This is a genomic window from Sunxiuqinia dokdonensis, from assembly GCF_001270965.1.
In the GTDB taxonomy this organism is placed as follows: domain Bacteria; phylum Bacteroidota; class Bacteroidia; order Bacteroidales; family Prolixibacteraceae; genus Sunxiuqinia; species Sunxiuqinia dokdonensis.
In genome coordinates this window covers 82,248-107,820 of the sequence record NZ_LGIA01000148.1, presented here as the reverse complement: position 1 = coordinate 107,820, position 25,573 = coordinate 82,248, and the positions used below count along the sequence as shown (strand labels likewise).

28 protein-coding genes are annotated in these 25,573 nt (G+C 45.8%); 12 read left to right on the top strand and 16 right to left on the bottom strand.

Annotated elements, in window-relative coordinates; all coding sequences use genetic code 11:
* Positions 1–8 precede the first annotated feature (8 nt).
* A complete protein-coding gene (locus NC99_RS09445) occupies positions 9–257 on the top strand; it encodes a hypothetical protein (RefSeq protein WP_053182826.1) in 249 nt (82 codons plus the stop codon).
* A gap of 5 nt (positions 258–262) precedes the next feature.
* A complete protein-coding gene (locus NC99_RS09440) occupies positions 263–469 on the top strand; it encodes a PspC domain-containing protein (RefSeq protein ID WP_053182825.1) in 207 nt (68 codons plus the stop codon).
* Here the strand turns inward: NC99_RS09440 and NC99_RS09435 are convergent.
* From NC99_RS09435 to NC99_RS09415, 5 genes are all read right to left on the bottom strand, one after another.
* Positions 466–2,601 carry a Tex family protein gene (locus NC99_RS09435; protein ID WP_053182822.1) on the bottom strand — a complete coding sequence of 712 codons (2,136 nt, stop codon included), beginning with the start codon at positions 2,599–2,601 and terminating at the stop codon, positions 466–468. The two genes, NC99_RS09440 and NC99_RS09435, sit on opposite strands and share 4 nt — an antisense overlap.
* A 178-nt stretch (positions 2,602–2,779) precedes the next feature.
* The gene (locus NC99_RS22330; protein WP_082326397.1) at positions 2,780–3,853 is read right to left on the bottom strand and encodes a septation protein IspZ; all 1,074 of its coding nucleotides are present in this window, start codon (positions 3,851–3,853) and stop codon (positions 2,780–2,782) included.
* A gap of 36 nt (positions 3,854–3,889) precedes the next feature.
* Positions 3,890–4,411 (bottom strand): FKBP-type peptidyl-prolyl cis-trans isomerase, encoded by a 522-nt coding sequence (locus tag NC99_RS09425; RefSeq protein ID WP_053182819.1) that lies wholly within the window; start codon positions 4,409–4,411, stop codon positions 3,890–3,892.
* Positions 4,412–4,526: 115 nt separating this feature from the next.
* Positions 4,527–5,045: an FKBP-type peptidyl-prolyl cis-trans isomerase gene (locus NC99_RS09420; RefSeq protein WP_162231188.1), complete on the bottom strand. Its 519-nt coding sequence runs from the start codon at positions 5,043–5,045 to the stop codon at positions 4,527–4,529.
* A 5-nt stretch (positions 5,046–5,050) separates the two neighbouring features.
* The gene (locus NC99_RS09415; protein ID WP_053182810.1) at positions 5,051–6,082 is read right to left on the bottom strand and encodes a DHH family phosphoesterase; all 1,032 of its coding nucleotides are present in this window, start codon (positions 6,080–6,082) and stop codon (positions 5,051–5,053) included.
* 117 nt (positions 6,083–6,199) lie between these two features.
* Here NC99_RS09415 and ndk point away from each other — a divergent pair, with 117 nt between their 5' ends.
* A complete protein-coding gene (ndk, locus tag NC99_RS09410; RefSeq protein ID WP_053182807.1) occupies positions 6,200–6,619 on the top strand; it encodes a nucleoside-diphosphate kinase in 420 nt (139 codons plus the stop codon).
* On the opposite strand, the gene NC99_RS09405 is transcribed toward ndk, so the two are convergent.
* Together NC99_RS09405 and recF are read right to left on the bottom strand one after the other, a co-directional pair.
* Positions 6,616–6,906 (bottom strand): DUF721 domain-containing protein, encoded by a 291-nt coding sequence (locus NC99_RS09405; protein WP_053182804.1) that lies wholly within the window; start codon positions 6,904–6,906, stop codon positions 6,616–6,618. The two genes, ndk and NC99_RS09405, sit on opposite strands and share 4 nt — an antisense overlap.
* On the bottom strand, positions 6,903–8,012 hold the full coding sequence (gene recF / locus NC99_RS09400; RefSeq protein WP_053182800.1) for a DNA replication/repair protein RecF: 1,110 nt from the start codon (positions 8,010–8,012) through the stop codon (positions 6,903–6,905). Before recF ends, NC99_RS09405 begins: the two co-directional genes overlap by 4 nt.
* Before the next feature lie 249 nt (positions 8,013–8,261).
* On the opposite strand from recF, the gene NC99_RS09395 reads away from it, so the two are divergent.
* Both NC99_RS09395 and ribH read left to right on the top strand, forming a co-directional pair.
* A complete protein-coding gene (locus tag NC99_RS09395) occupies positions 8,262–8,951 on the top strand; it encodes a tetratricopeptide repeat protein (protein WP_053182797.1) in 690 nt (229 codons plus the stop codon).
* A 169-nt stretch (positions 8,952–9,120) separates the two neighbouring features.
* Positions 9,121–9,606, top strand: coding sequence for a 6,7-dimethyl-8-ribityllumazine synthase (ribH, locus tag NC99_RS09390; RefSeq protein WP_053182796.1), 486 nt, complete (start codon positions 9,121–9,123; stop codon positions 9,604–9,606).
* Positions 9,607–9,707: 101 nt separating this feature from the next.
* Here the strand turns inward: ribH and NC99_RS09385 are convergent, their stop codons facing one another.
* Complete coding sequence (locus NC99_RS09385) at positions 9,708–10,118, bottom strand: Spy/CpxP family protein refolding chaperone (RefSeq protein WP_053182793.1); 411 nt, start codon at positions 10,116–10,118, stop codon at positions 9,708–9,710.
* Between the two features lie 197 nt (positions 10,119–10,315).
* On the opposite strand from NC99_RS09385, the gene NC99_RS09380 reads away from it, so the two are divergent.
* Positions 10,316–11,068, top strand: a complete 753-nt coding sequence (locus NC99_RS09380) for a nucleotidyltransferase family protein (protein WP_162231187.1) — start codon at positions 10,316–10,318, stop codon at positions 11,066–11,068.
* A 73-nt stretch (positions 11,069–11,141) separates the two neighbouring features.
* On the opposite strand, the gene NC99_RS09375 is transcribed toward NC99_RS09380, so the two are convergent.
* The gene (locus NC99_RS09375; RefSeq protein WP_053182787.1) at positions 11,142–13,943 is read right to left on the bottom strand and encodes a M16 family metallopeptidase; all 2,802 of its coding nucleotides are present in this window, start codon (positions 13,941–13,943) and stop codon (positions 11,142–11,144) included.
* Positions 13,944–14,230: 287 nt separating this feature from the next.
* Here NC99_RS09375 and NC99_RS09370 point away from each other — a divergent pair, with 287 nt between their 5' ends.
* Both NC99_RS09370 and NC99_RS09365 read left to right on the top strand, forming a co-directional pair.
* Positions 14,231–15,460 carry a DUF2264 domain-containing protein gene (locus NC99_RS09370; protein ID WP_082326395.1) on the top strand — a complete coding sequence of 410 codons (1,230 nt, stop codon included), beginning with the start codon at positions 14,231–14,233 and terminating at the stop codon, positions 15,458–15,460.
* 2 nt (positions 15,461–15,462) lie between these two features.
* The gene (locus tag NC99_RS09365; RefSeq protein ID WP_053182785.1) at positions 15,463–16,674 is read left to right on the top strand and encodes a glycoside hydrolase family 88 protein; all 1,212 of its coding nucleotides are present in this window, start codon (positions 15,463–15,465) and stop codon (positions 16,672–16,674) included.
* Positions 16,675–16,816: 142 nt separating this feature from the next.
* Here the strand turns inward: NC99_RS09365 and NC99_RS09360 are convergent, their stop codons facing one another.
* Positions 16,817–17,536: a DUF6261 family protein gene (locus tag NC99_RS09360; protein ID WP_053182782.1), complete on the bottom strand. Its 720-nt coding sequence runs from the start codon at positions 17,534–17,536 to the stop codon at positions 16,817–16,819.
* Positions 17,537–17,732: 196 nt separating this feature from the next.
* Here NC99_RS09360 and NC99_RS09355 point away from each other — a divergent pair, with 196 nt between their 5' ends.
* Genes NC99_RS09355 through NC99_RS09340 form a run of 4 tightly spaced genes read left to right on the top strand, consistent with a single transcriptional unit; the run spans position 17,733 to position 19,229 of the window.
* The gene (locus NC99_RS09355) at positions 17,733–17,876 is read left to right on the top strand and encodes a hypothetical protein (RefSeq protein WP_157624741.1); all 144 of its coding nucleotides are present in this window, start codon (positions 17,733–17,735) and stop codon (positions 17,874–17,876) included.
* The gene (locus NC99_RS09350; RefSeq protein ID WP_157624739.1) at positions 17,863–18,081 is read left to right on the top strand and encodes a hypothetical protein; all 219 of its coding nucleotides are present in this window, start codon (positions 17,863–17,865) and stop codon (positions 18,079–18,081) included. Before NC99_RS09355 ends, NC99_RS09350 begins: the two co-directional genes overlap by 14 nt.
* Before the next feature lie 11 nt (positions 18,082–18,092).
* Positions 18,093–18,599 carry a hypothetical protein gene (locus NC99_RS09345; RefSeq protein ID WP_157624737.1) on the top strand — a complete coding sequence of 169 codons (507 nt, stop codon included), beginning with the start codon at positions 18,093–18,095 and terminating at the stop codon, positions 18,597–18,599.
* 3 nt (positions 18,600–18,602) lie between these two features.
* Positions 18,603–19,229 (top strand): hypothetical protein, encoded by a 627-nt coding sequence (locus NC99_RS09340; RefSeq protein ID WP_053182771.1) that lies wholly within the window; start codon positions 18,603–18,605, stop codon positions 19,227–19,229.
* Positions 19,230–19,661: 432 nt separating this feature from the next.
* On the opposite strand, the gene NC99_RS09335 is transcribed toward NC99_RS09340, so the two are convergent.
* Genes NC99_RS09335 through NC99_RS09310 form a run of 6 tightly spaced genes read right to left on the bottom strand, consistent with a single transcriptional unit; the run spans position 19,662 to position 25,472 of the window.
* Positions 19,662–20,411 carry a 3-keto-disaccharide hydrolase gene (locus tag NC99_RS09335; RefSeq protein WP_053182768.1) on the bottom strand — a complete coding sequence of 250 codons (750 nt, stop codon included), beginning with the start codon at positions 20,409–20,411 and terminating at the stop codon, positions 19,662–19,664.
* A gap of 25 nt (positions 20,412–20,436) precedes the next feature.
* Complete coding sequence (locus NC99_RS09330; RefSeq protein ID WP_053182766.1) at positions 20,437–22,185, bottom strand: phospho-sugar mutase; 1,749 nt, start codon at positions 22,183–22,185, stop codon at positions 20,437–20,439.
* A gap of 6 nt (positions 22,186–22,191) precedes the next feature.
* A complete protein-coding gene (gene rfbD / locus NC99_RS09325) occupies positions 22,192–23,064 on the bottom strand; it encodes a dTDP-4-dehydrorhamnose reductase (RefSeq protein WP_053182764.1) in 873 nt (290 codons plus the stop codon).
* 3 nt (positions 23,065–23,067) lie between these two features.
* Entirely contained in the window at positions 23,068–23,616 is a 549-nt protein-coding gene (gene rfbC / locus NC99_RS09320; RefSeq protein WP_053182762.1) for a dTDP-4-dehydrorhamnose 3,5-epimerase, read from the bottom strand.
* A gap of 15 nt (positions 23,617–23,631) precedes the next feature.
* Entirely contained in the window at positions 23,632–24,513 is an 882-nt protein-coding gene (gene rfbA / locus NC99_RS09315) for a glucose-1-phosphate thymidylyltransferase RfbA (RefSeq protein WP_053182760.1), read from the bottom strand.
* 2 nt (positions 24,514–24,515) lie between these two features.
* Positions 24,516–25,472 carry a UDP-glucuronic acid decarboxylase family protein gene (locus tag NC99_RS09310; protein ID WP_053182758.1) on the bottom strand — a complete coding sequence of 319 codons (957 nt, stop codon included), beginning with the start codon at positions 25,470–25,472 and terminating at the stop codon, positions 24,516–24,518.
* Positions 25,473–25,573: the final 101 nt, after the last annotated feature.

Below are 25,573 nucleotides of genomic sequence, written 5' to 3'. Positions count from 1 at the left end.
AAAAAGCTATGTTACCAAAATTCCTACTTGCAGACAATTCTCAGGAAACACCCGACACCATTTTCGTGGTTCACACCGAAGAACCTAAATTCATTGTTGAAAGCGACATCGAAGATTTCTGGTCGAACCAGGAAATCCACTGGCTAAGCGAAGAACCTGACTCAAAAGAACTTGTAAGACAACTATTGGAAGAAGCCGAAGAGTACCTGGAGGCTGAATTTGAGAGTCAGGAAAATTTATTTGATGACGAAGACTAAGCGCGATGGAAACAATTGGTGCCCCTAAAAAACGCTTGACCCGGTCGAACAACAAGATGATTGCCGGGGTTGTAGCCGGCTTTGCCGAATATTTTGATATCGATCCCTCTTTGCTGCGGGTGATTTATGTGGTGGTGTCAATCTTAAGTGTCGGATTTCCGGGGCTTTTGATTTACCTGATTTGCTGGATTTTTATTCCGAAGCAAGCCTAAGCCTGCTCCACATCCTTTAAACTGAGCTGGATTCGCTTTCGGGAGATGTCCACATCGGTGACTTTCACCTTCACATGTTCGTGAAGTTTAACCACCTCGTTGGGGTCGCTCACAAACCGGTTGGCCAGTTGCGAAATATGCACCAGGCCATCCTGCTTGACACCGACATCGACAAAGGCACCGAACTTGGTAATATTGGTCACGATGCCCGGCAACACCATGCCTTCGTGCAGGTCTTCCATCCGAAAAATTCCCTCAGCAAATTCAAAAACTTTGATGTTCTTTCTTGGATCGCGCCCGGGCTTGGCCAGCTCGGCCAGGATATCTTTTAATGTAGGAAGCCCAACAAACTCGGTCCGGTATTTCTCGAGATTGATTTTCTGCTGCAAGTCTTCTGATTTCATCAAATCGTTGATACTACAGCCGAGATCTTTGGCCATTTGCTCTGCAATGTGGTAGGATTCAGGATGCACGGCCGAATTGTCGAGTGGATTTTTCGCATCAGGAATCCGAAGGAAACCCGCCGCTTGTTCAAAGGCTTTGGCTCCCATACGGGGGACTTTGAGCAGTTCTTTCCGCGAACCAAAGGCGCCGCTTTCCTTGCGGTAGTCCACGATATTTTGCGCCAGTTGTGGCCCAAGTCCCGAGATATAGGTCAGCAAATGTTTTGATGCGGTATTGACATTGACACCCACTTTATTCACTGCCAGCTCAACAACGGAATCCAAGCTGTTTTTCAGCAATTTCTGATCGACATCGTGCTGGTACTGCCCCACCCCGATTGATTTCGGATCAATTTTAACGAGCTCGGCCAGCGGATCCATCAGCCGGCGACCAATGGAAACCGCTCCCCTCACGGTCACATCATAACTGGGGAATTCTTCGCGCGCCACTTTCGAGGCCGAATAAATGGAGGCACCATCTTCAGAAACCACAAACACTTTGATATCACGATCGTAGCGCAGCTTTTTAATGAAGTGCTCGGTTTCGCGGCTGGCCGTTCCATTTCCAATGGCAATGGCATCAATATGGTAAGCACCAACCAGCGAGGTTATTTTGCGGGCCGACTGCTTGGTTTCTTCCTGCGGCTTGTTGGGATAAATGGTTTCGTTATGCAATAAATTGCCCTGCTCATCCAAACAAACCAGTTTGCAGCCCGTGCGGTAACCGGGGTCGATGGCCAACACCCGTTTTTGTCCGAGAGGAGCTGCCAGCAACAATTGTCGCAAGTTTTCGGCAAACACCTGGATGGCTTCCTGGTCAGCTTTCAGCTTTGAAGCCTGTGCAAATTCAGTTTCAATGGCCGATGAAAGCAGGCGCTTGTAACTGTCTTTCACTGCTAGCTTAACTTGTTCTCCACAAGCATTTTCGGATCGGACAAAAAACCGATTCAGGCGCTCCAGAATATCTGTTTCATCAGGCGCAATTGAAATACGCAATATCCCTTCGTTTTCTCCCCTTCGCATAGCCAGCAAACGGTGAGAGGGGCAACGTTTTAGCGGTTCTTCCCACTCAAAATAATCGCGGTATTTTTCGCCCGCTTCCTCTTTTCCTTTGGCCACTTTACTTTTGATTGTGGCTCCGGCACCAAAAGCCCGACGCACCATGTTCCGGGCTTTTTCATTTTCGCTGATCCATTCGGCAATGATGTCGCGGGCTCCGGCCAACGCCTCCTCTACCGATTCCACCTCACCCGTTACAAAAGCCATTGCCCGGCTTTCCACCTCGCGTTCCTGCTGTTTCATCAGGATCTTTGCCAAAGGCTCGAGTCCTCTTTCGCGGGCTACCGACGCTTTGGTTTTTCGCTTGGGCTTATAAGGCAGGTAAATATCTTCCAGCTCCGTGGCATCAAAACACTCATCAATCCGGGCCTTCAACTCACCGGTCAGCAGTTCCTGTTCATCAATGGTTTTTAAGATGGTCTCTTTCCGTTTGACCAACTCTTCCAACCGGGCTTGCTCATCTTTTATATTTCCGACCTGGACTTCATCCAAACTGCCAGTCATTTCTTTCCGGTAGCGCGATATAAAAGGCACCGTAGCACCTTCATCCAGCAAGTTGATGGTATTTTGAACCTGAATAAATGGTAAGTTGAGTTGATCAGCGATGCGCTGTATGAGTTTTGTGTTCATCGGGTTAAAAATTTGGGAAACGAAGATAAGGGTTTTTGACCGGCTTCCCTTATGCCGTGCGAATAAAAGTCGGTTTTAAACTGTGGAAAACCGCTGATTCAAAACAGCCCTTTTATTTTTTCAATGAAGTGAATTTGCACAAAAAAATGAGACAAAAATTTGAAATCCAGATAACGAATTATTTGAACAACATGCCAAACTCGTGCTCGAAATTGGGTGTAAAAACACCTTCGCCCAAGCTTTTAGAAATTTGACTTTTGGTCCAGAAGCGGCCCTCTTCCACTTCTTCCGAATGGAGCTGAATTCCCTGAAAATCGCGGGTCACAAAAACAAAGACCAGTTCACGTTCCAGATCACTTTCCCAAACGTACTGTTTGACTAATTTTGCGGAGAAATCCCGAAGTCCGATTTCTTCCCAGGCTTCGCGTTTTAAACTAAGCTGGACATCTTCGCCAAAAGCGATGTGTCCGCCGACTGCAGTGTCCCACTTTCCGGGTTGCACCAATTTGTTTGCCGGACGCTTTTGCAGATAAATGGCACCTTGCCGGTTCAACACGTGCAGGTGAACCACCGGATGCAACAGCTTTTGTCCGTTGTGGCAAACCGACCGCGGCGCCTTGCCAATCACTTGACCTTGCTCGTCGACCAGCGGAAGCAGCTCTTCGTCATCATGCGCGGTTTGCAGTTTGGATTTCGCCTGCTTCTGTCTCAAAAATTCAATACCAAAAACAAGTCCAAACAGCACGTAAAACAAGCCCCCGCTGATCAATGCCCAAGCCTCGTTGGATAAATAAAAAGCAGCATAAAACACCAGCATGGTGTGAGCCGAAAAGATAAAAAACATCAGTCGTAAGCTGCCTCGCAGCCGATTCATCTGTTCTTCCTGGATATGTAGCTCTTTGAGGTATCGCTTGCTCATCAGGGCAACGATATTCACTCTGGAGAAAGCCGAAAAAGCCAAAATGGCGCAGAGAATTAATTCGGCCAGGGCCGGCTTCAATTTAAAGAAGATGTCGTTATCCAACAAAATGGAAACACCGCCCAAAGCCAGAAGAAGTAAGGTATCGAACAACACAAAGCGGTCGAAGCGTTTCTCCCGAATTCCGATCCAGGCCAGTTCAACGGAACCGATTGCCAGGGCGGCAATCAATCCGGCTTTGATCCCCCAAATTTCATCAACCGCAATAAAAACAAAAAGCGGGATGAACCCGGGCAATAGCTTTTTCAGAAGTTGTACTCGTTGGCTGTGCATCAGTAAAAACAAAACCCGCAATCGCGGGCTTTTGTGCTATTCGTCTTGTGACTCATTTTGTGTATCCGACAACTTGTAATGTTTGTACACCTCCACATCAAAGATCAGGGTCGAAAATCGCGGAATACCAAGCGTAGTATTGTTCGTCGCGCCATAAGCCAGGTTCGACGGAATAATCAGCGTGCCTTTGCCTCCTTGGGTCATGTACGTGAGCCCCTCACTCATGCCGGTAATGACATCGGTGCTGCCGACAACAAATTCGAAAGGCTCATAATCTGAGGTAAAATCAAACAAGGTGCTGTCGATAAACATGCCGGTATAAAATATCTTCACCCGATCACCAGGTTTAATGGTGTCACCGGTACCTTTAAGTTCCTCAATATAATACATTCCCGAAGCGGTCGGCTCAACGGTAATCCCATTAGCCTCGATAAAGGCATCCAGCTTTTCGAGTTCCTCGGCACGTAACTTTTCCAGGTCAAGGCCATCATTTCCACACGAAACCGTCAGAAAGACCACCGCCGCAATGGCTGTCAAAAAGAATATTGTTTTTTTCATCTCATTAAAATTATTTACTTCATTTGCATTCGATGGAACTCTCAATGAATTTAATTCTCAGTTGTGAAATTGAAGCCAAAGATTCATGTTTGTTTCCTATTTCTGCGCTTTCGTTTTATTCGTAAATATCTTTCAGCTTCAACTCAAAAGCAATGGTGGTATATGGAGGAATAGCGCCTGATCCGGTTGATCCATAAGCCAAGCTGGAAGGAATAATGAACCAGCCTTCAGAACCTTCTGTCAATAAAGATATAGCTGCATGAAACCCGGGGATTAGATTGTCTCCCGGCATGTACTTAAACTTCCACAGCCCGTTGGTGTAATGGTTGGCCGACTTATCGAATACAAACCCATTCTCAGGAATAAATCCTATATACTCCAGACCTATCGAATCGCCCGCCTGGATGTACGCTCCATCGCTGGGTTTCGTCACAACGTAGTATATTCCGGCGGCAGCGGTATCCACATCAAAGCCGCGGTCCTCCAAAGTATCAATGTACTCGGCCAGAAGTGCCGCCTCGCGAGCCGGCGTATAATCAATGCGTTCCTGCTCCACAGGATCGTCGAAGCAGGAATAGGCGCCGATTAACACAATCGCTATCAGTAAAAACTTCATTTTCTTCATTTGTTTCATCCTTTTCATTTCGTTTTAATCAACAATTCCTGATAAACCGGCAACAACTTGCGGTATTTATCAAGGGTTTCCGTTAATGATGCATAAACCTCGCCTCCGGCTGCGTTGCAATGTCCGCCACCATTAAAATTTTCGGAGGCAAACATATTGGCCGGGAACTCACCTTTTGACCGGAATGACGCTTTCACCATGTCGTCACGCTCTGTAAACAAGGTACTAAAGTGAATTCCTTTGATTGACAAAGGGTAATTGACGAAGCCTTCGCTATCGCCGGGCACAAAGTTAAATTTTTTCTGTGTTTCTTTTGACAAATACATCACCGCCGCATGATATTCCGGAAATACTTCCATGCACTCGTTCAGGCAGTAGCCCAGCAAGCGCATGCGGTCGGCCGAATAGTTATCGAAAACCTGTGCGTGAATGTAATCCTGATCAATGCCAAATTTCAACAATTCGCTGACTGTTTGAAACGTCTGCGGGTCGGAAACACTGTAATCGAACGAGCCGGTATCGGTCATGATACCACAAAATAAAGCCTCGGCTGCTTCGCGATCCACGTATTTGTCATAGTCCATCGCTTTTAGCACGTGATAAACCAATTCGGCAGTCGATGAACACTCGGGGTGCGAAATCAACACATCCGGAAAGTCCTGTGGGTAAGGATGATGATCGATCAAAACGGTTGGTTTATCGTAATTTTCAACCACCGATTTTAAATCGCCGGTGCGCGATAAGTTATTGAAATCGAGGCAAATCAGCAAATCAGATTCTTGAAAAAGCTGCCGGACTCTCTTGGGCTTTTTTGAATAAAACGTCACTTGATCATGTCCGCTCATCCAATAGTAGTATTCAGGATAATCATTCACTGAAATGACTTCAACCAAGAGACCTGAGTTTTGCAACACGCGGGCAAGCCCCAAAGCCGATCCTACAGCGTCGCCATCCGGATTGACATGTGGTAAAATAAGAACCTTCTGATTTGGCTTGGAAATCAGCGCTCTAAAAGATTTAATTATTTCTATATCAAGTTCTTTCAAGACTAGCTTTTTTTCAATTCGAGTACAAATATAAAAATAATGCACCCTGCATTCACTTTTAGTTAATTTATTTTCTAAATTCGTTTGCCATGTTTCACTTCTTAAAAACGAATTAAAATGAATGGAAACCAAACACTTACAATGATAAAACCTGTTGCCGTTGCACGCAACTTTACTGGACCCATTATTCAAAAAATTACCGATTCAGGCTTTAAAATCTGTGCCATGAAAATGACCCAGCTCACTAAAGATCAGGCCGGTGAGTTTTACGCCGTACACCAGGACAAACCCTTTTATGAAGATTTAACAACTTTTATGAGTTCGGGCCCCATTGTGGCAATCATTCTTGAAAAAGAAAATGCCGTTGATGATTTCAGAAAATTGATTGGCGCCACGGATCCGGCTGATGCTGAAGAAGGAACCATACGCAAGTTGTTTGCTGAATCGAAGTCGCACAATGCGGTGCATGGTTCAGACAGCGATGAAAACGCAAAAATCGAAAGCGATTTCTTTTTCTCGAAACTTGAGCGGCACTAACGAAACACAATCTCTTTGACAATCGCCTCTCCGGCTTGTTCGTTGAGGCGATTTTTCAGTTGCTCCTTCATCATCACCAACTCGCTGCGCAAAGCCGGCGAACGGGTTTTCACAAACAAAGTACCGTTGTTTATCCTAAGTGACTCGGTGTAGCGTGCAATGGTTCGCCCCACCACTTTTTCCCACGAAGCAATCAAGTCAACTTCGGTCAGTTTTTTGTGCAATTTATTTTCCTCAATATAATCTTTGAGGACCTCGCTTAACTTTTGTGTGTTGCTTCGTCTCATTTTTTCACTTCGTTTACGGTTCCGTCCACCACCTGGAAAATTTTAAAATCAGCATCTACTTCGGCAATCATCTGGTCTAAATGCTCGCGATTGGTATCGGTAATGAAAATCTGGCCAAAATGGTCGTCAGCCACGAGTTTTACGATTTGCTCCACGCGATGTTTATCCAGCTTGTCGAAAATATCGTCCAACAGCAAAATTGGCGTCATTTCAGCCAACTCCTTAATAAAATCGAACTGGGCCAGCTTCAGCGCTACCAGGTATGTTTTCTTTTGTCCCTGCGAACCAATTTTCTTAATCGGGTAATCGCCCAGTTTGAAAAGAATATCATCTTTGTGAATCCCAACCGACGTATATTGCAGCATGCGGTCTTTGCCAACCGTTTGTTCCAGCTGCTGCTCAAAATCGTTTTCGTACAGGCTCGATTCGTGCATCATTTCAATACGCTCCTTTCCCGACGAAATCAGCTCGTAATACTGCTGAAAAATGGGCTGAAGCTTTTCCAGGTATTCTACCCTTTTTTCATGAATCAACTTTCCGTAATGAACCAACTGGTCGCTCCACACACCAAGACTTTCCTCATTGAAAAAGCGCTCGCTGGCAAAATGTTTCAACAGCTTGTTTCGTTGCAGCAACGCCCGGTTGTAACGAATCAGATGATCCAGATAAAGCTGGTCGTATTGCGAAATCAGCGAGTCGAGAAAACGCCGGCGCTCATCGCTGCCACCCATAATCAGATCATTATCCGACGGAGTAATCAAAATCAACGGCAACAGGCCGATGTGCTCCGAAAGCTTTTTGTAGTCTTTTTTATTTCGTTTGAAGTGTTTCTTCTGACCGCGCTTCAATCCACAATAAATATTTTCCTCCTGCTCCAGCCGCTGGTATTTCCCCTGAATCACAAAAAAATCCTGATCATGCCTGATATTTAATCCATCAACCGAATTGGAAAAACTCTTACAGAACGACAGGTAATAAATGGCATCCATCAAATTGGTTTTCCCGGCTCCGTTGTTACCAATGAAACAATTCAGGTTCGACGAGAAGCTTAAGCCCGCCTCTTCGAAGTTCTTAAAATTAACCAGCGATAAATTCTGAATATGCATGCGTGAATGTCTGTTTTGGATAGCAAAACTAAGAAAATAAAGAATGAAGGCAGAAGCAATTCGCGATTGAACCGGAATTAATTCTCAATTTCCGACCATAAAAAAATAGACATGAAGCTGTTTCCTTCAGTAAAAGTGATAATAACACCAACATGTTGATTAATATTAAATTTTATAAACCTTTCCTGCTCTTTATTTTATAAAAAAACATATTTTTGCGTCACAAATTTGGAATAACCTATTTTAGAGATGGCAAAGAATAAAGACAAAAGAGAAGACAGCTTTTCGGAAGTTGAAAGCACCTTAACCAGAACGGAACAGTTAATTGAAGATAATCAGAAAATGCTGACCACAGTCATCGGCGTTATTGTTCTGATTGTAGTTGCATATCTTGGTTTTACAAGAATGTACATCCAACCCCGCGAAGTGGATGCACAGGAACAAATGTTTATGGCCGAACAGTATTTTGAAAAAGATTCTTTCAACCTGGCCATCAATGGTGATGGAAACTACCTCGGATTTTTGGACATTATTGAAGATTACGGGATGACCAATGCCGCCAACCTGGCCAACTATTACACCGGGATTTCCTACCTGAAACTGGGCGAATTCGAAACGGCTATTGAGTACCTGAATGATTTTGACACGGATGACTTGCTTTTGTTGCCAGTTGCTGAAGGAGCGAAAGGCGATGCCTATCAGGAGCTGGGCGAAACGGAAAAAGCACTTGCGGCCTACAAAAAAGCTTACGCGGAAAGCGCAAATGAATTTACCACCCCCATCTACATGATGAAGGCCGCAAACCTGATGGAATCGGAAGGAAAACTGAATGAAGCCATGGCTTTATACAAGAGAATCAAAGAAGAATACCCCGCGACTAACGAGGGACGCAACGTTGAAAAATACATCGCCCGCGTTGAAATTAAGCAGAACAAATAAAGATTAAAAAAAGAAAATAGTCTGGAGAAAAATCCCCTCATCGCAGGGGATTTTTTATTTTTATCGAAGTTTTATCGTCGTTGCGCAGCCCGAAGGCGTGTTTAGCCGCAGCGATTAGAAAAAGAATACAATCTAGAAACGCATGCAATCATGCACAGAATTTAAGCTTATGGCAACGAAAAATTTATCAGCCTACAATCTGGAATCAGTCCCTTCGGCTAAAGGATACAAATTTGGAATTGTGGTGGCCGAATGGAATTACGAAATTACCGGCGCGCTGGCACAGGGAGCAATTGATACGCTAAAAAAACACGACGTACAGGATGACGACATTCAAATAAAACATGTTCCAGGAACCTTTGAACTGCCTTTGGGCGGGCAGTTTTTTGCGGAATACAGCGACGTGGATGCCGTCATTCTGATTGGCTGTGTCATTCAGGGCGACACCCGCCACTTCGATTTTATTTGCAATGGAGTGACCCAAGGAACAACCGAACTGAACCTGAAATACAACAAACCCTTTATTTTTGGGGTGTTGACAACCAACAACGAGCAACAGGCCCTGGATCGAGCGGGCGGCAACCTCGGAAACAAAGGCGATGAAGCCGCAGTAACCGCCATTAAAATGGTTGCCCTGCAAAAAGGCATGCAGTGATCCGTTTCGACACACAAATGTAAAAAACGAACAAAGGGGACTTACCAGATCCCCTTTGTTGCTATCTAACTAATTAAACTTAAAACCACCAATTCTCTGATCTATCGTCCTGGTCTTTGATCTCCTCCGCGCTCCCCGGGAGCACGTCTGTTGTTCATTCGGTCCTGACGGGCTTTCTGCATTTCATCGAACTTTTCAGCTTGTTCTTTGGTCAGCATCGCGCGAATATCCTTGTTTCTTGCTTCCATTTGCTCCCGCATCTTCGGAAACAACTCGCGTCGTTTTTCATCGGTAGCACTTTGCATTTGCTCGCGAAGCTCCGTGAACGACTTTTCATATTTTTTATTGATAGCCGTCAGCTTTTCTTGCTGAGCTTCATCCAGACCAAGGGTTTCAATCAACCTTTTGTCTCTTTCTTCCTGACTCCAACGCTGGCCCTGGCCACCGGGCTGCGCGTAACTCATGCCAACTGTGGCCATCAGCACAACAAACAATACATACAACTTTTTCATCTTATTTCACTTTAGTTTATTTGAATTTAACGAACCCTGCCGGTTCAATTAATTCTCTTATAAAAGAATTTTTGAAGCTCGGTTCGTCGGTTATTTTTTGACGATCAACCTATTGACTTCAATATATCCGTTTCGTTTAATCCCAATCAATTTTCTTTACTGAAACAATGCATTATTTTTACAAAAAATGTGAATCCATGCAAGCAATGCTATTTGCCGCCGGGCTCGGCACGCGGCTTCAACCGCTCACAAACCACAAGCCCAAAGCGCTGGTCGAAATCAACGGGAAGACTTTATTGCAGCGAAGTCTCGAAAATATGAAGGCACAGGGCATTTCCGAGGTCGTCATCAATGTGCATCATTTTTCGGATCTGCTCATCGATTTTTTGATTCGGCACAAATATTTTGGGATGAACATTCACATTTCGGATGAAAGCGACGGACTGCTGGACACCGGCGGTGGCGTTTTAAAAGCCAAACCGTTGTTTAAACCCGGCGACCCCATATTGATCGTCAATGTGGATGTGCTCACAAACCTCTCATTTCAAGAAGTACTCCGTTTTCACCAGCAGGAAAAAGCCCTGGCAACCCTGGTCGTGCGACGCCGGGATACCTCGCGCTACCTCCTGTTCAATGCCAAACAGCAACTAACCGGCTGGCAAAACACAGAAACCGGCGCCAACAAAATATCCCGGCCTGAGGACTTCAGCCAATCCACTCCGTACGCTTTTAGCGGCATTCATATCATTGAAGCCGAACTGCTGGAGATGATCGAAGAACAAGGCAAATTTTCGATCATTGATCTGTATTTACGGTTGGCCAAAACCGAGGTCGTTAAGGGTTTTGTGGATGAAAAATCAGTTTGGATGGACCTGGGAAAATTCGAGCAGATGCCCGAAGCAGAACAGCTAACCAAAAGCCTGGATAACGATTCGACACAAGATTCTTAAATCAAAAACCAGACGCAAAAAAACGAAGCATCTCCCTGAAATGCTTCGTTTTTTTCACACTGAAATTGATCGTTTAGTTCGATGGAACAAAAACCACATCAATTAAATTCGCATCATCGAAAAAGTCGGCGGCAAATTTCTGAATATCCTCACCAGTCATCTTATTTAGTATCTCCTCAAAGTTGGCCGGATCAGCCGAGTTAATGCCATTGTAGTAGTAATTGTACAATGAACTCAACCAAAAACTGTTGTGCTCGCGCGACTGTTCGCGGTCTTTCAGCAGGTTTTTGATGGTCTTGTCAAAATCAACCGTGGTTGGTCCTTCGGCAACAACCTTATCAATCTCCCGATAAATAATCGATTTCAACTGATCAGCCCGCGCCGGATCGCAGTCAAACAAGATGCGCATACTACCCTTGCTAACCGGATAATGCCCCACGCCACTACCAATTCCTACGCCATAAGTTCCGCCTTCATCTTCGCGGACGGTTTCAGTAAAACGCAAGTCCAAAATTCCTTCCAACACCTGAAGTGCCAGAATATTTTCCTGGGTATAATCCAGTTCATTCTCAAAGCGTACATTGACATTGGCTTTCGGTGTGGTAAGCGGAACCGGAATCACCTTTTGTGTTTTTCCCTCGGGCGAGCGAATGCCGTGGTCTTTCCAGTCTTCCTCCCGCTCCGAATCGGTGAGCGAACCCAGATATTTTTTAGCCATGGTTTTGGCTGTTTCCTCATCAATATTTCCGACAATAAAGAAGGTAAAGTCACCAGCATCCTGAATCCGGTCCTTGTAAATCTTTTGAATTTCATCAAATTTGACATCCTGAAGGTATTCCGTGTTCATGGTCCTCACGCGAGGATGGTAATTGGCCATAATGAACGACAAGGAATCCTGCATAATTTTGGCCGGATCTTTTTCCATGTTGGCAACAAAAGCCATATAACGCGACATGAGCGCATGGTGTGCTTCTTCGTCAAAACGGGGTTGCTCAAAATAGAGATAAGTCAATTGCATCATGGTTTCAAAATCCTTCGGTGTTGTCGATCCGTTGAAACCTTCGGTGAGCGAGCCGATTGTTGGGGACAGAGAAACTTTTTTGCCTGTCAGCATTTTCTGCAAACTGATCGCATCAAAATCACCCACACCATAGGCATTCACAAAGGTCGACGTCATGTCGGTCGACGGAACAAACTCATCAGCCCAAAGCGAAGCCCCACCTTCACTATAAGCCAACAGGGCCACGTTGTCTTTTTCGTAATCGGCATGGCGGTAAACCACTTTTACATTGTTCGCCAAAGTCCACTCAACCGCATCAAAGTCTTCCAGCTTTTTTGTACTGACGATTTCTGCTCCCTCCAATTCCTCACTGATCAAGGACTCACCGGCAAGCGAATCTTCGTAGGGATCAATGGCCATGGTCTCCACTCTGGCGATAATACTTTTTGCTTCTTCTTCGGAAAGGTGCTCGGCGTCAGTCGGACCAGTAATCACAATTGTCCTGTTTTCCTGCTTAATCCATTCTTTGGCTTTTGCCGAAATTTCTTCAACCGTAATGGTCGGAATCACCTCGTTGGCGAATTGGTACTCCGCTTCAATGCCCGGAACCGGTTCTTTAACCAGGTAATTTTGCGCATATTCCCGGGCATAGCGGTCGTTCGATATCTTGTCGCGTTCTTTGTATCGACTTTCCAAACCGGTGAGGAAATTGGTTTTGGCCCGTTCCAATTCGCCTTCACCAAAACCATATCGCTTAATTCGTTCAGTCTCAATCATGATGGCCTCAAGTGCCTTCGCTTCTTCGTTGGTATTCGCTGTCACACTGATACTGTAAGCATCATAACCACGAACCAGTCCACCTCGTCCGGTACGACCTGACACAAAAGGAGGCGTTCCTTTTTGCAGCAACTCTTGGATGCGCATTCCCGCCATGGAATTGTACAATGATGTCATGTACGAATCTCTCAGATCAGCGTAGTTTTTCTCCTGTCCATCTTTATTTTCATCAAGAATATAGATATTGATCTGCGACTGGGTCGCTTCATCATCAGTGGCCAGTACATAATAGGTTTCTTCGTGATCCGGAACTTTAAACGTCGGGCGTTCTTTCGGGTTTTCAATTGGTTTGATGGTTGAAAACAGCGTCTTCACTTTTTGCTCCACTTCATCCACATCCACATCACCAACAATGGCAATCGCTTGCAAATCGGTGCGGTACCAGTCGTGATAAAACTGACGCAGGGTCGCCGGGTCGTGGTATTTAATGACGGTTGTGTCCCCGATGATGTCACGCTCGGCCCACTTCGAATCTTTTAAAACCACCGGAAGCCATTGCCGCAACATCCTAAAATTGGCATTGCGACGGGTTCTCCACTCTTCGCTGATAACCCCACGCTCCAGGTCAATCTCATCTTCCTGCAACAACAGAAAGTCGGACCAGTCGTGCAAAATCAACAAGCAAGTATCAACCAGCCCTTCATGTGTGGTGGGTACTTCGCTCAGGTTGTAAACCGTTTCGTTAAAAGCCGTGTAGGCATTGATGTTTCGCCCAAAGGCAACACCGTGCTTTTCGAGGGTATTTAAAATACCTTTGCCTTCAAAATGCTCGGTGCCGTTAAAAGCCATGTGCTCCAGAAAATGGGCCAGTCCGTTTTGGTTGTCTTCTTCGAGCAGGGCGCCAACATTTTGAATGATGTAAAAACTCGCCCGGTTTTTGGGCTCTTCGTTATGCCTGATATAATACGTCAAACCGTTATCCAGTACACCTTTTCGTACGGCTGGCTCTTCCGGAACCAGGCTATTCAGTTCAAAACCAGTTTGCGCAGACGTTCCCAGCGCAAACAGCAAAAAAAACAGGATTATTTGTTGTTTCATCCGACTAAAATTTAATTTTTAAATAGGTTGATTTGATTGCGTGTTTATTACAAGTTTTTTGGCTCTTTTTTGTTTAAGGAAAATTTTTAATATCAAAAATAAGTCTTCTGGTTAGAAATTGCACAATCATTTAACAGAAATAATCTCTTTATTTTTTGAAAGCTGGAAAACTACCGGCACACAAATTCCATTAGCACTTTGAAACGCAGCTCAAATCCTTATTTTTGTTGTTTCATTGATTAAATTTCATGCCAAGTCATGATTGGCAATAACTACAACTACTCACGATGAAACGAAGAAACTTTTTACAAACGGTACCCTTAATTGGAGCCGGTGCCCTGCTAAGCACAGGTGTATCAGGCAGCGAAAAAAGAGCTGCAATCAAGCATCACCGCGAATACTGGGTCGACATCATGGATCAGCTGGCCGGACCGCTGCTAAAAGCCGGAAGCAAACGCAAGTTAAAAACCGACATGCCAGTCGAAACCACAACCGGAGCGAAGGAAAAGCCATCGACCTATCTCGAAGGTGTTGGCCGGCTTTTGGCTGGCATGGCTCCCTGGCTGGAGTTGGAAGCCGGCAATTCAAACGAAACAAAACTTCGTAAAACCTTCCGCAAGCAAGCCCTTGAAACAGTTTCGGGCATTGTTGATCCAAAATCGCCGGATTACCTGTTCGACCACATGGAACCCCAGATGTTGGTCGATGCCGCCTTTTTAGCCCACGCTTTTTTACGTGCGCCAAAACAGCTTTGGCAGGCACTCGACAGCAAAACGCAACAACAGGTGATCACTGCCTTTACAGCCACCCGCGAGGTCAAACCGTATTATTCCAACTGGCTGCTGTTTAGTGCCATGATCGAGGCTTTTTTCCTGGACAACGACCTGCCTTTTGATATTATGCGACTGGACCTTCCGGTGAAAAAACACCAGGAATGGTACTTGGGTGACGGACTGTATGGCGATGGTCCCGATTTTCACTGGGACTATTACAACAGCTATGTCATTCAGCCCATGTTGATGGACATTGTGACCGTGATGGCTGACAAGAAGAAAATCAATGCAAACGAAGTGGATCCAATTGCCCGACGGTTCACCCGCTACGCAGCCATCCAGGAACGGCTCATTTCGCCCGAGGGAACTTTCCCACCCATCGGACGTTCGATTGCTTACCGGATGGGCGCTTTCCAGCATTTGGCACAAGCCGCATGGCAGGAACGACTGCCAACCGACGTTCAACCGGCGCAAGTGCGTTGTGCCCTTTCGGCCTTGATGAAACGGCTGATGGAAGCACCGGGCACCTACGACAAAAATGGTTGGCTGAAAATCGGGCTGGTCGGCCATCAAAATGCCTTAGGCGAACATTACATTTCCACCGGCAGCCTGTACCTCTGCTCGACGGCCTTGCTTCCCCTGGGATTGGCACCTGAACATGCGTTTTGGGCCGGTGAAGATTCTCCCTGGACTTCAGCAAAAATTTGGAATGGCGAACAACTAAAAGCCGATAAAGCCTTATAATTATGAAGCATTTCAAAATAACCATCAGCATCCTCGTCCTGGCTTTCGTCATAGGCTGTGCCCCACAGGAAAAACCAGAGAAACCCCTTTCCGAAGTCATCAACCAATCGCTTGCCTTTGCCCAACAGCAAAGCTTGCTGATGGCGCAATCGCTCGAAGATCAACCCAGCCGTTTGCCCAAAACAATCAACCAACAGGGCGAACTGGAAACCTGTGGCTCCGAATGGTGGGTCAGCGGATTTTTTCCCGGCGTGCTTTGGTATTTGTATGAAAACTCCAACGACGAAAAGCTGAAAGCATGGGCCACCAACTACACGCTGCGAGTAGAAGATCAGCAATACACCACCGACAACCACGACGTGGGTTTCATGATCTTTTGCAGCTTTGGACATGCCTACCGCCTCACCAATAACGAAGCCTACCGGGACGTGATCGAAACCGCATCGCAGTCGCTGATTACCCGCTTCAATCCAACAGTGGGCTGCATCCGCTCGTGGGACGAAGCGCCCTGGAGCAAGCAATGGGAATTTCCGGTGATTATTGACAACATGATGAACCTGGAAATGTTGATGTGGGCCGGGAAGACCTTCGACAATCCCGAGTTTACCAAGGTTGCCGAAGCGCATGCCAACACCACCATGAAACATCATTTCAGGGAAGATTTCAGCAGTTACCATGTTGTCTCGTACGACACGCTGACGGGTGAGCCTGAAGCCAAACATACCTCGCAGGGCTATTCGCACGAATCAGCCTGGGCACGGGGCCAAGCCTGGGGTTTGTATGGCTATGTGATGATGTACCGCGAGTGGGGAAACCAGGATTACCTGAAGCAAGCCGTTCGTATTGCCGACTTCATTTTGAATCATCCAAATTTACCGGACGATAAAATTCCGTACTGGGACTTCGACGCGCCCGACATTCCGGATGCGCTGCGTGATGCATCGGCCGGAGCCATCATTTGTTCGGCTTTAATTGAATTGAGCGACTATGTGTCTGGTCAGAAATCGGCAGACTACCTGGCCGTTGCCGAAAAACAGCTCCGCACCTTAAGCTCGCCCGAATACCTGGCCAAGCCTGGAAAAAACGGCAACTTCATCCTGAAACACAGTGTTGGCCATATGCCCAATGGCACCGAAGTTGACGTTCCGCTGAGCTATGCCGACTACTACTATGTGGAAGCTTTAATGCGCATGAAAAAACGGAAAGGCTTGTGATCAAATCTCCCAGCCGTTGACAAAAAAAACCTGCAGAAATTTAATTTCTGCAGGTAAAAACCAAAAAATCAACAAACTTCTAATCACCGATCGATTAACTGTTTCTTCCCAAAAACAGGTTGTTTCAAGCTTTTTCTACGATTCACTCCTTATTGTTACGGCCCCTGCGTGCGGCCAGCAGCGTATTGTACGACTTAATGACCACGTTGAGCTTCGATACAAAATCCTGGGCTTCGGGTGTGGCCTGTTTCAATATAACCGCGGCATTCACCATGTCAACCAACTCCTGGTAGCTTGGATCTACATTCAACCTCTTGGCCCGCACATCGGCACTCTCGCGCCCTGCAAACTCCGTGACCCGCTCTTGTACAATAGACTGAAACTGATCATTCTCATCTTTCAAAACCCCCACCCAGCTCTGAATACCCAACCGGTTCAGATGTACTTCGTTGGCTGGCAGCAGCAAATCGCCAACCAGGTTGGTCAGGACCGATGTTTCTTCGGCTTTGCCCATTTGCCGAACGTTGCCATACAAATCAAATAGACGCATCAGCACCTGGGCACTCTCTGCTTCTTCGGGCATGGGGCTCAACAGCGTAGCCTCCACCCGTCCCCGGCAGGCACTCCAAATCGAGTCGCGCCGGGCATCGATCTCGTCCAGGAGCTTGGTTTTCAAACTTCCCTGTGCTACGCGCAAAGCTTCATCTTCGGCAGTCAGGGCTTCTTTAAATATTGGATATACTTCATCCACAGGCAACGAACCTGCGGGAACAGCCGTCACAAGCTGGTCCACTTCGGTCATAAACTGAAAGTGTTCATTGTTACGCAAACTTTGCAGGCTGATTGGGTCAATTCTAGTCATGTGTAAAATTTTAGATTAGTTAATTTGTAATAGTTATGCAAATTAGAGCATTGAAAAACAAAAATCAATACCGAAAGTATGTTCATCAACATATTTTTAAGATGATTTTGTCGTGATAGGATGATGCCAACCAAAAAATAGAGCCATTTTACTCATGACACCCGCTTCCGGCCGGCAAAAACAAGGTAAGCACAGCATGAACGGCCATTCCGCCGTGTCGGAAACCACTATTCATACCATGAATGATCCAATCGGGGATGCCAGACCGTGCATTCAGGCCATGAATGATGACCTTTGGGGTGTTGGAAAGGGCATTCATGGCGTGAATGATGACCTTTGAGGTGTCGGAAACCATCATTCATGCCATGAATGATGACATCGGAGGTGCTGGAGGCTGCATTCATGGCATGAATGGTCACATCGGAGGCCCCGGACACTGCGTTCATGGCATGAATGCTCAGATCGGAGGCGCCGGAGGGTGTATTCATGGCATGAATGATGACATCGGAGGCGCCGGAGGCCATCGTTCAGGGCATGAATGGTAAAATGCGGAAAGTTGGAGGGCATCCGCATGGCAGGTTTGGTGAAATGCGGGGTGCTTGAGGGAATTGTCACTTTTCAACTTCCCGCTTCGCCACTCACGGATCATTCAAATTTTATATTTAAATTTAACAGGAGTTTATTTGGACAATGGATAGACCCAGAAGTTATCATGTCAAAAAACCAATATATGGAACGAGTAACATTATTCAAAATGGATAATCCCGACATAAAAATATCTATGGAGATCTATTTTAATGAGCAAGATCAATTGATATTTGACGGCTATGATATTGGGAAACGGGTTGAAGACTGCTGGGGAGATTCTGACTATGAATATACTTATACGATAGAGCCCAACGAGGTTCAAAAACTATTTGCCTTGCTGGAAGTTCCGAATTTTAACAAACACGCGCTATTACTTGAAATAAAAAAACGATTCGGAGGAAACAGTGCCTATTCCAGATTTGGAGATTTTATGAGTGCCAACAATATCGACTTTACAGGTTTTACATGGACTTAGAAAATGGATGAATTAAAACAAATCATAGCAAAACCAAAGAATGGATCTGAATCACTCACCGATCATGGTGCCAAGACAAATTATACACTTCTCGATTTTTGGCGCTGGAGTGTATCTGATATATTGAGTAATGCAACTCGCGGGCGATTTGCAGAATTTATTGTCGGTACTGCAATTGGTCTTAATCCTGACAATTTACGAGATGAATGGGACGCATTTGATTTAAAAACCGATGACGGAGTAAAAATCGAGGTCAAATCTTCAGCATACATCCAAAGTTGGAGTCAGAAAAATTTTTCGACCATTTCATTTTCAATTAAACCCGCAAGATATTGGGATGCGGAAACGAATATGAGACATACGGAGCCAATAAGACCTGCTGACGTTTATGTATTCTGCCACTTAAAACATCGAGATAAGAAAACGATTGATCCGTTGAAAATGGAGCAATGGGACTTCTATGTGCTGTCAACTTATCAACTTGATAATTACACAAGGAGCCAGACTTCAATAACGATCAATTCACTAAGAAAGCTGACTAGTCCAAAACAATATAGTGAATTAAAAGATGCAATAATGAGGGCATTTCAAGAGCAAAAGAATTACACCATCGCCCGCGCCAATTTGTAATAGGTATCCACCCGAAAGCGTTGAAAAGCTAAAAATAGCATCTACCGGCTGGCGAACAAATTCACGCAAGCCGTGAAAGCATATCCATGGCTTGCCAGTGAGGGCTTCACTCGCCCCGAGGCTTCGGGGGAAACCCTCACTACACCACCGGCCTCCGCTTTAGCATGGCTGTAGCGATGGCAAATTTGTGATGCCGGAGGTATCGGATGTTTATAGCCTGCCAAACGGGTGGACGCCATTCGACCTCGGCTGAGGTCGTACATTGGGGAGCATGCCTGATTTCTACAAATAGACAAACCCGGCCGGTTTGCAACGCCCGATCTTCAGAGCCTGCCGGCTACTGATCGGGTGACTTGAAGTCATCCGATCAATAAAGCACAAAAAAAGGAGCATGTTGCCATACTCCCTCTTCAATTGATCGTTCTATTTATTCTATAATTCGCGAATCCAGATGTTCCGGAAGCTTACCGGGTTTCCATGATCCTGAAGAATGAGCGGGCCGTCGCCATGTGGCTTGACCGAGTATTCAGGAATACCGATGTATTCGGTTGGTCCCCGCACTTCAACATTGTTTTGCACCAATACCCCATTGTGAATCACCGTTACACGAGGATGGGTGAAGTAAGTGCCATCGGCCTTGAAACGTGGAGCGGTATAAATGATATCGTAGGTTTGCCACACGCCCGGAGCTTTGCAGGCGTTCACCAGCGGAGCATGTTGCTTGTACACGCTTCCGGCTTGTCCGTTACGGTAGGTGCGGTTGTTGTAGTTGTCCAACACCTGCACTTCGTAAATTCCCTGCAAAAAGATACCGCTATTGCCACGTCCCTGGCTTTCGCCAACAACTTCTTCGGGCGAGCGCCATTCCACGTGCAACTGAAAGTCTTTAAACTCGCGCTTGGTTTTAATGGTTCCGGTTCCACTTTTTACGGTAGCTACACCATTGTCGAAGTTCCAGCCCGGCTCTCCCCCATTGCCATTGGTCCATTCATTGTCAAAGGCCTTGTCGGCACCCAACAAAACGATGGCATCGGACGGTGCATCCATCGGGGTTTCGCCCGGATCGACAACACTGACTTCTGGATCCCAGATCTCAGTCATTTCAGGCACCATATTGGGGCGTTCCTGGGCAAAGGCTGTCACACACAAAACAATAAAAAACAGCGATACTAATTTTCTCATGGTTCAATTCAATTTAATTTGATAATTATAGGTTAAGTTCTTGCATGATGGCGTCGATCTTTTGTTCCGCCTGGCGTTCCACTTCGTCGAACTCTCCTGGCGAGTTCAGTTGTCCGGCTACTTCGAAATAAAACTTGATTTTTGGCTCGGTTCCTGACGGGCGAACCGAAATTTTGGTTCCATCTTCGGTAAAAAACTGAAGCACATTGGATGTGATTTTCTGATTGATCTTCTTGCTTTCACCACTCAGTAAGTTTTTCTCAGTCAAATCGGCGTAATCCTTCACCACTTTCAGCAGGCTACCGCCCAATGTTTTGGGAGGGTTGGTCCGAAAAGTGACCATCATTTGCTGAATTTCATCAGCACCGGTTTTCCCGGGCCGAACGATATATTTCATTTTTTCTTTCGAATATCCAGATTCCATATAAATATCCTTGAGCAGTTCGAACAAGGTCTTGCCCTGATCTTTGGCCCAGGCTGTAATTTCGGCCATTAAGGCACAGGACGATACCGCATCTTTGTCGCGAACAAAATCGGCCGGCATAAATCCAAAACTTTCTTCGCCGCCGCCAATGTATTTTTTGGTTCCTTCATGGTCACGAATCACTTCGGCAATGTATTTGAAACCAGTGTAAACGTCGAAATATTCAATGCCATTCTTTTCGGCAATCTCTGCTATTTTCTCAGTCGATACGATGGTTTTCACAATGAATTCATTGCCTTTCAACTGACCGTTCTCCTTCATTTTGGTCACGATATAATAGATGAACAGCAAGGCCGTTTGATTTCCGTTGATGATGAAAAACTCGCCGGCATCGTTTCTCACGGCTACACCAATGCGGTCAGCATCCGGGTCGGAAGCCAACACCACGTCGGCATCTACTTCATCGCCTTTTTTCATTGCCATTTCCATGGCAGCCGGCTCTTCCGGATTAGGCGAAATAACTGTTGGAAAATCACCGCTCACCACATCCTGCTCCGGCACATTGAAAATATTGTTGAAACCAAAAGCCCGTAAGGCTGCCGGAATCATTTTCACGCCAGTTCCGTGAATCGGGGTGTAAACTATTTTCAGGTCTTTGTGACGAGCCACTACATCGGGAGAAATGGATACGGTTTTTACTTTTTCAATGAATTTCTGATCAATCTCCTCACCAACCATTTCAATCAATTCCCTGTTGCCTTCAAATTTGATGTCCTCGGCTTTTACTTTTTGAACCTCTTCAATGATGTTCACATCATGAGGCCCCACAATTTGCGACCCGTCTTCCCAATAGGCTTTGTAGCCATTGTACTCTTTGGGGTTGTGTGATGCGGTCAGAATAATGCCGCTTTGGCAAGCCAGCTCGCGAATAACAAATGACATTTCGGGTGTTGGGCGCAAGTCTTCAAACAAATAAACTTTGATGCCATTGGCAGCGAAAATCTCAGCACTTTTCTCCGAGAACAGGCGGCTATTGTTCCGGCAATCGTAGGCAATGGCAACTTTTATCTGATCCAGATCAGCAAACACTTTTTTCAGATAGTTGCTCAATCCCTGGGTTGCAGCACCCACCGTGTAAATATTCATTCTGTTGGAGCCTACGCCCATAATTCCACGTAAACCACCGGTTCCAAATTCCAGATCACGATAAAAAGAATCGATCAGTTCCGTTTTGTCCTCCTGCTCCAGCAAGCGTTTGACTTCGTTGCGGGTTTCCTGGTCGTAAACGTCACTTAACCATGTTTTCGCTTTTTCGATCACTGCTTCTAAAACTTCGCTATTTGCTGCCATATTTTTTCATTTTTTTAATTCGGTAATACATTTTTTCAGGCTGTCGCGCCAATAAGGAATCTGAACACCAAAAATACGCTTAATTTTGGATTTATTCAGCACGCTGTAGGGCGGACGGGCAGCTGCCGTAGGGTATTCTTCGGTAGGAATTGGATGAACCAGGCAGTTGATTCCGTAAAGTTCATGAATGGCTTTGGCAAAATCGTACCAACTGCAAACTCCTTCGTTGGAATAGTGGTAAATGCCCGGCTTCCATTCGCAGACGTTATTTTTGGTTTTTGAAATAATTGTTAAAATTGCTTCGGCCAAATCGCCCGCGAAGGTTGGTGTTCCTACCTGGTCGGCCACAACACGCAGCTCGTCGCGGTCTTCGCCCAGCTTCACCATGGTTTTCACAAAGTTTTTACCATGGCTCGAATACAACCACGATGTTCGGATTACCATCGCCGACGGCGCTTCTTTCAGCAAAGCGATCTCGCCATTGAGCTTGCTCTTTCCATAAATCGACTCGGGGTTGACCAAATCGTTTTCCGTATAAGGCAAAAACGAAGTGCCGTCAAATACATAATCGGTTGAAATATGGATCACTTTGATATTGTTTGCTTGCGCCAGTTTTCCGAGCAGCGCCGGAACCTTGGTATTGATCAAAGCGGCCAGTTCGGTATCTTCTTCGGCAATATCAACAGCGGTGTACGCCGCACAGTTGATGATATAATCCGGAGCTTCCTGCCCAACAAACTGAGAAACTGCGGCTTGATCGGTTAAGTCCAACTCGTTGATGTCTGTAAACAAAAAATGGAAATCCTGAAAACGATTGGCCAATCGCCGGATTTCTGACCCCAACTGTCCATCTGCTCCTGTAACAAGAATTTTTACCATAGCTTAAAAATTGTATTCGGCTTCCTTAAACCGTGGATTCGCCTGATCTTTTTCTGAAATTCGAGCGTCCTTTTCGTCCACTCTCCAATCGATATTTAATTCCGAATCATTGTAAGCAATGCCGCGTTCCGATTTCGGATCGTAATAAGCATCGCATTTGTATGCAAAAACAGCTGTTTCGCTCAACACGGAAAACCCGTGGGCAAAACCGCGCGGAATATACAACTGCTTCTTATTTTCGCCACTCAACTCCAGGCCGTACCACTGGCCAAAAGTTGGCGAATCCTTTCGTAAATCAACGGCCGCGTCAAACACGGTACCTTCAATGACCCGGACTAACTTGGCCTGGGCATTTGGATTCAGCTGATAATGCAATCCACGAATGACTCCCCGCGTAGATTTGGACTCGTTATCCTGCACAAAGGAAGTGGTGATTCCGGCTTCAGCCAGATTTTTAGCGTTAAATGATTCTAAAAAATAACCCCGCTCGTCTTTAAAAACGCGAGGTGTCAAGACCAATAGTCCGGCGATCGGCGTAGTCGTAATTTCCATGAACTCAAATTCGAATTAGAATGAAGTAATTTTTTTATTGGCCAAATTGTATAAGTATTGGCCATACTGATTTTTCATCAAAGGTTTTGCCAGATCCAACAACTGTTCTTTCGAGATGTAGCCTTTCTTGAAAGCAATTTCTTCCAGGCACGACACTTTCAGTCCCTGGCGCTGTTCAATGGTCGCAATAAAGTTTGAAGCTTGCAACAAGCTATCGTGCGTTCCCGTGTCGAGCCAGGCAAAACCGCGCCCCAGCAGCTGAACTTTCAGGCGCTGCTCTTCGAGATAAAGCCGGTTCAGGTCCGTAATTTCCAATTCGCCACGCGGCGATGGTTTTAACGATTTGGCCTTTGCAACCACATCATTCGAATAAAAATACAAGCCGGTCACGGCATAGTTTGATTTCGGTTCCTCCGGCTTTTCTTCAATCGACAACACTTTGCCATCGTCGTCAAAATCAACCACACCATAACGCTCCGGATCGTTCACATAGTAACCAAAAACCAAAGCGCCATCGTCGAGTGTTCCAGCTTCTTTCAATATTTGGCTGAAATTGTATCCGTAGAAAATATTGTCACCCAAAATCAAACACACCTGATCGTCGCCAATAAATTCTTCACCAATTAAAAAGGCCTGGGCCAAACCATCGGGCGAAGGCTGGATGGCATATTCCAGCTGAATGCCGAATTGGGAGCCATCGCCCAGCAAATCTTCGTAAAGCGAAATGTCCTTGGGGGTTGAGATGATCAGAACCTCACGGATTCCGGCCAGCATCAGCACCGACAAGGGGTAATAAATCATCGGCTTGTCATACACCGGAATAATTTGTTTTGAAATCGACTTGGTGATTGGATATAAGCGTGTGCCGGAACCTCCAGCCAAAATAATTCCCTTCATAATTAAGTTGTTTTTAATAATTCATCAAAATACGCAATTGTTTTCGTCAGGCCCTCTTCCAACTGGACTTTAGGTTCCCAGCCATTGAGTTTTTCTTTGGCCAACGAAATATCGGGCTGACGCTGAATCGGGTCATCTTCGGGCAATGGCAAATAGGTAATTTTTGAGCGACTGCCCGTAAGAGCAATGATCTTTTCGGCCAATTCGAGCATGGTAAACTCATGCGGATTGCCAATATTGACCGGCCCCAAGAAATCGTCGGGTGTTTGCATCAGGCGTCGCAAGCCATCCACCAAATCATCTACATATTGAAAACTCCGGCTTTGCAGGCCATCGCCAAAAATGGTGATGTCTTTGTTTTGCAGCGCCTGAACAATGAAATTGGAAACCACACGTCCGTCGTCCGGCTCCATTTTGGGCCCGTAGGTATTAAATATCCTGGCAATTTTAATGACCACCTGGTTTTGCTGGTGGTAATTAACGAACAACGATTCCGCACACCGTTTTCCTTCGTCGTAACACGACCGCACGCCAATCGGATTAACGTTACCCCAATAAGATTCCGGCTGCGGATGAAGTTCCGGATCGCCATACACTTCGCTGGTTGACGCTTGCAAAATCTTCGCTTTCACCCGTTTGGCCAGTCCCAGCATGTTGATGGAGCCCATGACCGAGGTCTTGATGGTTTTAATGGCATTGAACTGGTAATGAACCGGAGAGGCAGGACAGGCCAAGTTGTAAATTTCATCCACTTCAATATAAAATGGCATCGTCACATCGTGTCTCACCAACTCGAAATATGGATTACTGAGCAGGTGAACCACTTTTTGCTTTGCCCCCGTGAAAAAATTATCCAGGCAAATCACCTCATTGCCTTCCGCCAGCAACTGTTCGCACAGGTGCGAACCAATAAAACCAGCGCCGCCTGTTACCAAAATCCGCTTTTTCCTTGCGTCCATCTATATTTTATTTTGTGGATCCCAAACAATCAACTTTGGGAAGGACCCGATCGATTATCTTCAAAACTGATTGCCCGACAGCCAATCAAAAGTAAAAAATA